Source organism: Mesorhizobium sp. M7A.F.Ca.US.006.04.2.1, assembly GCF_004022915.1.
GTDB classification, from domain to species: domain Bacteria; phylum Pseudomonadota; class Alphaproteobacteria; order Rhizobiales; family Rhizobiaceae; genus Mesorhizobium; species Mesorhizobium ciceri.
On the sequence record NZ_RZQA01000325.1, the window covers coordinates 1 to 6,387 of the forward strand.

The window sequence follows — 6,387 nt, forward strand, 5'->3', positions numbered from 1 at the left end:
TCATCGGCCTGTTCGCCGGGCTGATTTCCTTCATCCCCTATGTCGGCTCGCTGACCGGGCTGGTGCTGGCCGTCGGCGTCGCCTTCGTCCAGTTCTGGCCGGACTGGACGATGATCGTCGCGGTCGCGGTCGTGTTTTTCATCGGCCAGTTCATCGAGGGCAACATCCTGCAGCCGCGGCTGGTCGGCAAGAGCGTCGGCCTGCACCCGGTATGGCTGATGTTTTCGCTGTTTGCCTTCGGCGCGCTGTTCGGCTTCGTCGGCTTGTTGATCGCGGTGCCGGCTTCGGCCGCCGTCGCCGTGCTGGTGCGGTTCGCAATAGCCCGCTATCTCGAATCGCCGCTCTACAAGGGCCGCGGCGCGGCACCTGTGCCGCAGCTTCCGGCCGATCGCGGCGGCGGCCACCGCACGCAACCGCGTCGCTGAAGTGACTGCCCAGCCAACCGACCCGCCGCGCCAGTTGCCGCTCGACCTCGGCCATGGCACCGGCTATTCGCGTGACGAACTCGTCGTCTCCGGCACCAACAACCAGGCGGTTGCGCTGGTCGACCGCTGGCCGGACTGGCCATCGCCGGTGGTGGTGCTGGCCGGTCCCGCGGGTTCTGGCAAGACGCATCTGGCCTCGATCTGGCGCGCGCGTGCCAATGCGGCGGCGGTCGACGCCAGGCGCATCGGCGACAGCATCGCCAATCTCGGCGCGCGGCCGGCGCTGATCGACGATGTCGATACCGGGACGGTTGACGAACAAGGCCTGTTCCATCTGATCAATGCGGTGCGTGGTGCCGGCTCGCAACTGCTTCTGACGGCGCGCCGCTTTCCCTCGGCCTGGGGTGTTGGCCTGCCTGATCTTGCCTCGCGGCTGAAGGCGGCTGCGACAGTCGAAATTCATGAGCCCGACGATCTCTTGCTGGCAGGCGTCATCACAAAACTCTTCGCCGACCGTCAGATCGAGGTCGAACCGCATGTCGTGCAATATCTGGTCCGCCGGATCGAGCGCTCGCTGGCGACAGCGATGCGCGTGGTGGAGCGGCTCGACCGGACGGCGCTCGAACGCAAGACGCCGATCACCAGGGCGCTGGCAGCCGAAACCGTCAGCGCCATGGATGAAGGGCAGGGCGAGTTCGAGATCTAGCCTGAGAGGCCGGTCTCAGAGCCACATTCTGGCGAAATGACGGACCGCGAGATAGACGGCAGAGTGAGCGGCGATATAGCCGGCGGCGACCAGCACAAACATCCCGATACTGACACGCCAGGAGCGGGAGACCACGGCGCCCGGGGCCTGCCTCGCCTGTCTGCGGCTTTCACGGTTGTTCCACATCGCCAGTGCGGCGCAGGCAATTGCCCACGTCACCATGACCGGAACCGTTATGCCGGCATAGGCAAAGTAGGCCGGTCCGAAAAGCGACACCCAGGCATCGATTCCAAGCATCTGACCCCCCTGTTTGCCGAACCGCGGCGCCGGACACACGGCCGGAGCCGTAGCAAGTGAACCGTATGGCTGCGCCGGGCATTGGGCTGTGAGGGGATGGTCGGAGTGGAGAGATTCGAACTCCCGACCCTCTGGTCCCAAACCAGATGCGCTACCAGGCTGCGCTACACTCCGAACGGTCTGTTGCCTATTCATTTCGGTGGTGCATGGCAAGTGCAAAAACCTGCGAGAGCAAAAACCTTGCCGCCGTGCGCATTGCGCAGTAATGACGGGCGAAGGGTGGCGATGCTGCCTTGCACAACAACGAGGTGGCCATGTCCGCGCGCATTTTCAGCCCAGCCAAAACCGCGATGCAGTCCGGCAAGGCCAAGACCGGTTACTGGGTGCTGGAATTCGATCCCGAGTCGCGCAAGAAGATCGACCCGCTGATGGGCTATACGACGTCGGCAGACATGAGAAGCCAGATCAGGCTTAGCTTCGACACGCGCGAAGAGGCGGTCGCCTACGCCGAAAAGCAAGGGCTCGCTTTCCGCGTCGAAGAGCCGAAAGAGACCAAGCGCCGCCAGATTTCCTATGCGGAGAATTTCCGCTATGACCGCAGGACGCCCTGGACGCATTGAACGGCGCCCGGCGCCAGAATATCCAGCCGGCCCAACGGCCGGCCAGCGGTCCCGTAGCTCAGCTGGATAGAGCACCGGCCTTCTAAGCCGATGGTCACAGGTTCGAATCCTGTCGGGATCGCCAAAGCCTTTCGGTCCGTTCCGGACACATAGGTTACGGTTTATACCGGAGACACGGGCTTTCAGAGAGCGGTATCAGGTCTCGTGCGCTCAGACCGCCGCCGCCAGAAGCAGCGTTACCCCCAGGACCGTCGACGCATAGATCGTCGCTAGGAGCACGATCGGCCGAGGATACTCGGTGGGTGTTGCGAGGCTGGTTATGTCGGGACCCCGAAATGTTTCGGTGCCGGGCGACGGGACGTCGGCGGCGGTGGCAGCGTTGTCATTGCAAGCGCGCAGCACAGAAAGGCGCTGGGTTATATCCGCGGCGATCAGAGGATCGTCCGCCACCAATTTCGACCAGTCCGAAACAACGCCGATTTCATGTTGTGACATCGCGCGCCTCCCTTTTGCGGCCTAACAGCGATATCTAAATTATGTTCAACTAATAGTTTCGCGAGGCGGACCGCTCTTTGTCACTGCGGTCTTCTGATCGATGAAAACCACGCCCGCTGCCTCCAAGCCTCGACGGATGGCAGCCAGCTTGGCGGGACTGGGAATCCTTCGCCCGCTCTCAAAACTGCCAATCGTTCCTTCGCTGAGGCCGCACTTCGCGGCGAGTCGCACCTGCGACCACTTCAGGATCGCTCGTGCAGCTCTGCACTGCTGGGGTGTAAGGGGTTGGGTCCCTGAGACGGTGGCGCTTCGCTTGTTCACATCCTGACGGTCCTTCGCTTCGGCGGGACACGGCTTTGCACCAGGCCCGCCTTGTCCAGATCCACCGTGACCATTGGCCCGAGCGACACCGTGACCTTGTCGCCGTCGATCCGCGAAACGTCCCCGGGCAATTCCATCTGCTGGCCCCTGGTCAGCCTGGTTGCCGGATCAATGACCGAATGCGGAAGACCGGGGATCGACACGCTGACGCGGTCCTTCGTGACGCGCTTCAGCACCGTCGCCATGACCGCCACCTCGTCGCCGACTTTATTGCCATGCTCTGATTCTGGGGCGGCATCTGCCGGCGTCAAGGATTAGCTGCGTCTGATATAGAAAAGTCCGCGGGCGTGGCTCGGCGCCAGCGTATTATTTCGTTACTCGGCCTTTTCGGAACCTTCCCGCGCACGGCGCGTTCGGCCCGCTGTATTCGCGGACCCTCATATAAAAGTGGACAGGCGGGAGGCAAACAAGGGTGGGGAGGAGTGTTGCCATGTCGAAGCGAGAAATAGGGATATCTTCGGCCCTCGATCGGCGCATTGCCGACCTCAGGGCCAGGATGCAGGACGCCCGGATCACGGAATACGAAATGAAGACCTTTCAAAAAGTGGCTTCAACCATGGGAGGCGACGGAGGCTCCCTGCGTCTCGATGCCGACGACCTGATCGCGGCATCCTTTGTCGTCGATGCGCTGGGTGAACCGACGCTCAACTGAGACGGGCGATCTGGCTTCGCGCGCCGTTTTGCCCTTGCCCGGCCGGCAATTGGCCCACGCCTTCACACTTTGAAACAGGATGGCTGCTTTCCAGCGGCCGTCCTGTGGCGTCTGCCCAAGCGTCTGTCGCAAGTCATAGGCAGGGGCTGGTTGGCCGGTGGATTTGATTCCGCCGCCGACATCGAATTGGAGGGAAAGTCTTATCAATTTGTTTGGGTTGGTGCGTCATAGTAGCGACGGCTAACGGAGTTGAACGCGATGAAGCTCGATCTGTCGCCGACGAGCTGGGGCAGGGTGATCGCTGTCACGGCAGTCGGTACGGCATTCTTCATTGCCGTGGCGTTCTTCGTCGATTCCTTCAATTTTCCCTATCTTTCGCCCGAGGCCGTGTGGCGGGCGCAGATGACCGACCTGATGCTGCCTTTGGTGCTGGGCGGCTCGTTTCTGTTTTTCCTGATGTGGAAGATTCGCCAGCTGGCCATCGCGCAGCGCGATCTCAGCGTCATCGCCGCGACCGACAGCCTGACGGCGGTGCTGAACCGTGGCGCCTTCTCGATGCTGGTCGAAGCCTATCTCGAGCAGACCCGCAAGCAGGAGCAGACCCGTTCGGGGGCGTTGCTGATCATCGACGCCGACCACTTCAAGTCGATCAATGACCGCCTGGGCCACGATTGCGGCGATCAGGCGCTCAAACTGATAGCGCAGGCGATCAAGGGGCAACTGCGTGGCAGCGATATCGTCGGCCGCATCGGCGGCGAAGAATTCGGCGTGTTTCTGCCCGGCGTGGATCCCTCGCAATCCTGGGTGGTTGCCGAAAGCATCCGCCGGCGTATCAGGGAGATGGAATTCTCACCCGGCGGCAGGCCTTGTCCGCTTTCCGTCAGCATCGGCGGCACAAGCTTTACCGGCCCGATCACATATGAGGAAATCTTCTCCGCTGCCGACAGAAGGCTTTACACGGCCAAGTCGAACGGACGCGATCAAGTCAGCTTCGATCCGGCCGGAACGTCTCCGGCGCCAGCGCCCGGCGTCGCCACCGTGCATTGACGGGCGAAACTTGCAGAAGGCTGATCGGGAAGCTCTCGAAACAGACGCTCCTTCTATGTTTCCAAATACTTATAATCAGCCGCAAGGAATCCGATCCTTACGGACAGCATGCCGGCTCGATGGGCCATGGACTGCAACCGCTTGCCGGTATACTCCCCCCGCGTTGGCGATGTTTCGTTGTCGGCAGAAACGGTTTTGACTCTGAGTTTCCAAGCGTTCCGGCCGACAGCGATCATAATTTTTGATGCTGGCGAACATATGCGGAAACGGTCAGGTAAACACAGCTATTATGATCCATTTGTTCAACGGCTTTCAGGACCCCTTCGGTGGCAGTGACCTTGAAGCTCTGGAACTGTACCGGCTGTTGAGTGTCGATTCCGAGGTGCATCTGTGGGCAACCTCCTCCAGCGTGTCCGGCGAGTTGATGCGGAATTTCCCGATTCGCCGCGTCTCGCTGTCGAAGTGGGATGTACCGAATGGCGGTACCTACGTCTTTCTCGGCTCTCATTGGCGCAACAAGATATGGCCTTACCTGATCCCGCGGCCGCGCCGGCTGATCTATGTCTTCAATACCTTTCACCCGAAAATCATCTCGCTGACGAGACGCATGCCCCGCATGCTGAACTGGCCCGACGCCGAACTGGTGCTGATTTCCGATTTTCAGAGACGGATGCTCCAAGTCGATGGCACCGTGCATCCGTCTCCGATCGATATCGAACGTTTTTCACCACGGCGTCTGGGTTCGGATCGTCCCTTCACCGTCGGACGCTTGAGCCGCGATGGGCCGGGCAAACATCATCCCGATGACATACCCCTCTACGAGACATTGCTGGCCGAAGGTACTGCCTTGCGGATTCAGGGAGGGATAGGGCTCAAGGACAGCCTCATGCCGCATCCGCAACTCGAACTGTTCCCACCCGGCCAATTTTCCGCCGAAGAGTTTCTGCAGACGCTCGACGTGTTTTATTATCGCACCGGTTGGCATATGGAAACCTTCGGTCGCGTGGTGTTCGAGGCGATGGCCTGCGGGTTGCCCGTGGTCTGCCATTCATATGGCGGTTATTCCGACCATATCAGGCATGGCGAAAACGGTTTCTTGTTCGAAACGACGCAGCAGGCGGCGCGCATCCTCGCCGATCTCAAAGCCGACCCGGCGCTGCGGGCGGCAGTGGGCCTCAAGGCACGACAGACCGTCGAGCAGATCTATTCTTCCCAAGCTTTGCGACAGAGGCTGGATTTCTACCTGCGCTAGCTGCACGTCATCCCTTGGGCCATGGGACATCCTTGGCGCAACAACATGCCCGCTGTCATCGATCTCGACATCGCGCTAAAGCAGGCACGCAAAGCGGACGAATGGGGCCGACAGCCAGCGGCGTGCCACAGACTGGGCAGGACTTCTTATCGATGACATTGATGGGCGCGGCGGCACTGCTGATCCTGATCCTGACTTACGCCGGTGTCGCCATTGGCCGCATCCCCGGCCTGCGCCTCGACCGGGCAGGGATCGCGCTTCTCGGCGGGGCCGCGATGATCGCCATCGGCGCGCTCAGCATGGAGGATGCGTACCGGGCGATCAATTTCGACACCATCACGCTTCTGCTCGGCATGATGATCGTGGTGGCGCATTTAAAAGTGTCGGGCGCCTTTCGTGGCCTTGGCGCCGTCGCCATCGAGCACGCGCATGCGCCCTTCATGCTCTTGGTGATGGTGACGCTGCTGACCGGCGTGTTGTCGGCCTTCCTGGTCAACGACGCCATCTGTCTC

11 protein-coding genes and 2 tRNA genes are annotated in these 6,387 nt (G+C 61.3%); 8 read left to right on the plus strand and 5 right to left on the minus strand.

Annotated features, from left to right (window positions below; all coding sequences use genetic code 11):
* Together EN925_RS18095 and hdaA are read left to right on the plus strand one after the other, a co-directional pair.
* Nucleotides 1–425: AI-2E family transporter (locus tag EN925_RS18095; RefSeq protein WP_128336772.1), on the plus strand; the 425-nt coding region annotated here is incomplete at its 5' end.
* A 1-nt stretch (nucleotide 426) separates the two neighbouring features.
* Entirely contained in the window at nucleotides 427–1,131 is a 705-nt protein-coding gene (gene hdaA / locus EN925_RS18100; protein WP_013532442.1) for a DnaA regulatory inactivator HdaA, read from the plus strand.
* 15 nt (nucleotides 1,132–1,146) lie between these two features.
* On the opposite strand, the gene EN925_RS18105 is transcribed toward hdaA, so the two are convergent.
* Nucleotides 1,147–1,428, minus strand: a complete 282-nt coding sequence (locus tag EN925_RS18105) for a hypothetical protein (protein WP_013532441.1) — start codon at nucleotides 1,426–1,428, stop codon at nucleotides 1,147–1,149.
* A 97-nt stretch (nucleotides 1,429–1,525) separates the two neighbouring features.
* Nucleotides 1,526–1,602 (minus strand) — tRNA-Pro (locus tag EN925_RS18110).
* A gap of 140 nt (nucleotides 1,603–1,742) precedes the next feature.
* Between EN925_RS18110 and EN925_RS18115 the strand changes: the two genes are divergently transcribed.
* Both EN925_RS18115 and EN925_RS18120 read left to right on the plus strand, forming a co-directional pair.
* Nucleotides 1,743–2,048, plus strand: a complete 306-nt coding sequence (locus EN925_RS18115; protein WP_013532440.1) for an ETC complex I subunit — start codon at nucleotides 1,743–1,745, stop codon at nucleotides 2,046–2,048.
* Nucleotides 2,049–2,095: 47 nt separating this feature from the next.
* A tRNA-Arg gene (locus tag EN925_RS18120) sits at nucleotides 2,096–2,172 on the plus strand.
* 86 nt (nucleotides 2,173–2,258) lie between these two features.
* Here EN925_RS18120 and EN925_RS18125 read toward each other — a convergent pair.
* From EN925_RS18125 to EN925_RS18135, 3 genes are read right to left on the minus strand one after another with little or no spacing between them, the layout of a single operon-like run.
* Nucleotides 2,259–2,543, minus strand: coding sequence for a hypothetical protein (locus EN925_RS18125; RefSeq protein ID WP_127370276.1), 285 nt, complete (start codon nucleotides 2,541–2,543; stop codon nucleotides 2,259–2,261).
* Nucleotides 2,544–2,588: 45 nt separating this feature from the next.
* Nucleotides 2,589–2,864, minus strand: a complete 276-nt coding sequence (locus EN925_RS18130) for a helix-turn-helix transcriptional regulator (protein WP_127370275.1) — start codon at nucleotides 2,862–2,864, stop codon at nucleotides 2,589–2,591.
* The gene (locus EN925_RS18135) at nucleotides 2,861–3,175 is read right to left on the minus strand and encodes a hypothetical protein (RefSeq protein WP_245469179.1); all 315 of its coding nucleotides are present in this window, start codon (nucleotides 3,173–3,175) and stop codon (nucleotides 2,861–2,863) included. The genes EN925_RS18130 and EN925_RS18135 overlap by 4 nt, the downstream gene beginning before the upstream one ends.
* A 179-nt stretch (nucleotides 3,176–3,354) precedes the next feature.
* On the opposite strand from EN925_RS18135, the gene EN925_RS18140 reads away from it, so the two are divergent.
* The 4 genes from EN925_RS18140 to EN925_RS18155 form a co-directional block, all read left to right on the plus strand.
* The gene (locus EN925_RS18140) at nucleotides 3,355–3,576 is read left to right on the plus strand and encodes a hypothetical protein (RefSeq protein ID WP_127370274.1); all 222 of its coding nucleotides are present in this window, start codon (nucleotides 3,355–3,357) and stop codon (nucleotides 3,574–3,576) included.
* Between the two features lie 258 nt (nucleotides 3,577–3,834).
* Nucleotides 3,835–4,623 (plus strand): GGDEF domain-containing protein, encoded by a 789-nt coding sequence (locus tag EN925_RS18145; protein ID WP_013532435.1) that lies wholly within the window; start codon nucleotides 3,835–3,837, stop codon nucleotides 4,621–4,623.
* Between the two features lie 289 nt (nucleotides 4,624–4,912).
* Entirely contained in the window at nucleotides 4,913–5,875 is a 963-nt protein-coding gene (locus EN925_RS18150) for a glycosyltransferase (protein WP_127369976.1), read from the plus strand.
* Nucleotides 5,876–6,027: 152 nt separating this feature from the next.
* The coding region (locus tag EN925_RS18155; protein ID WP_281040649.1) for an SLC13 family permease at nucleotides 6,028–6,387 on the plus strand (360 nt) is incomplete at its 3' end.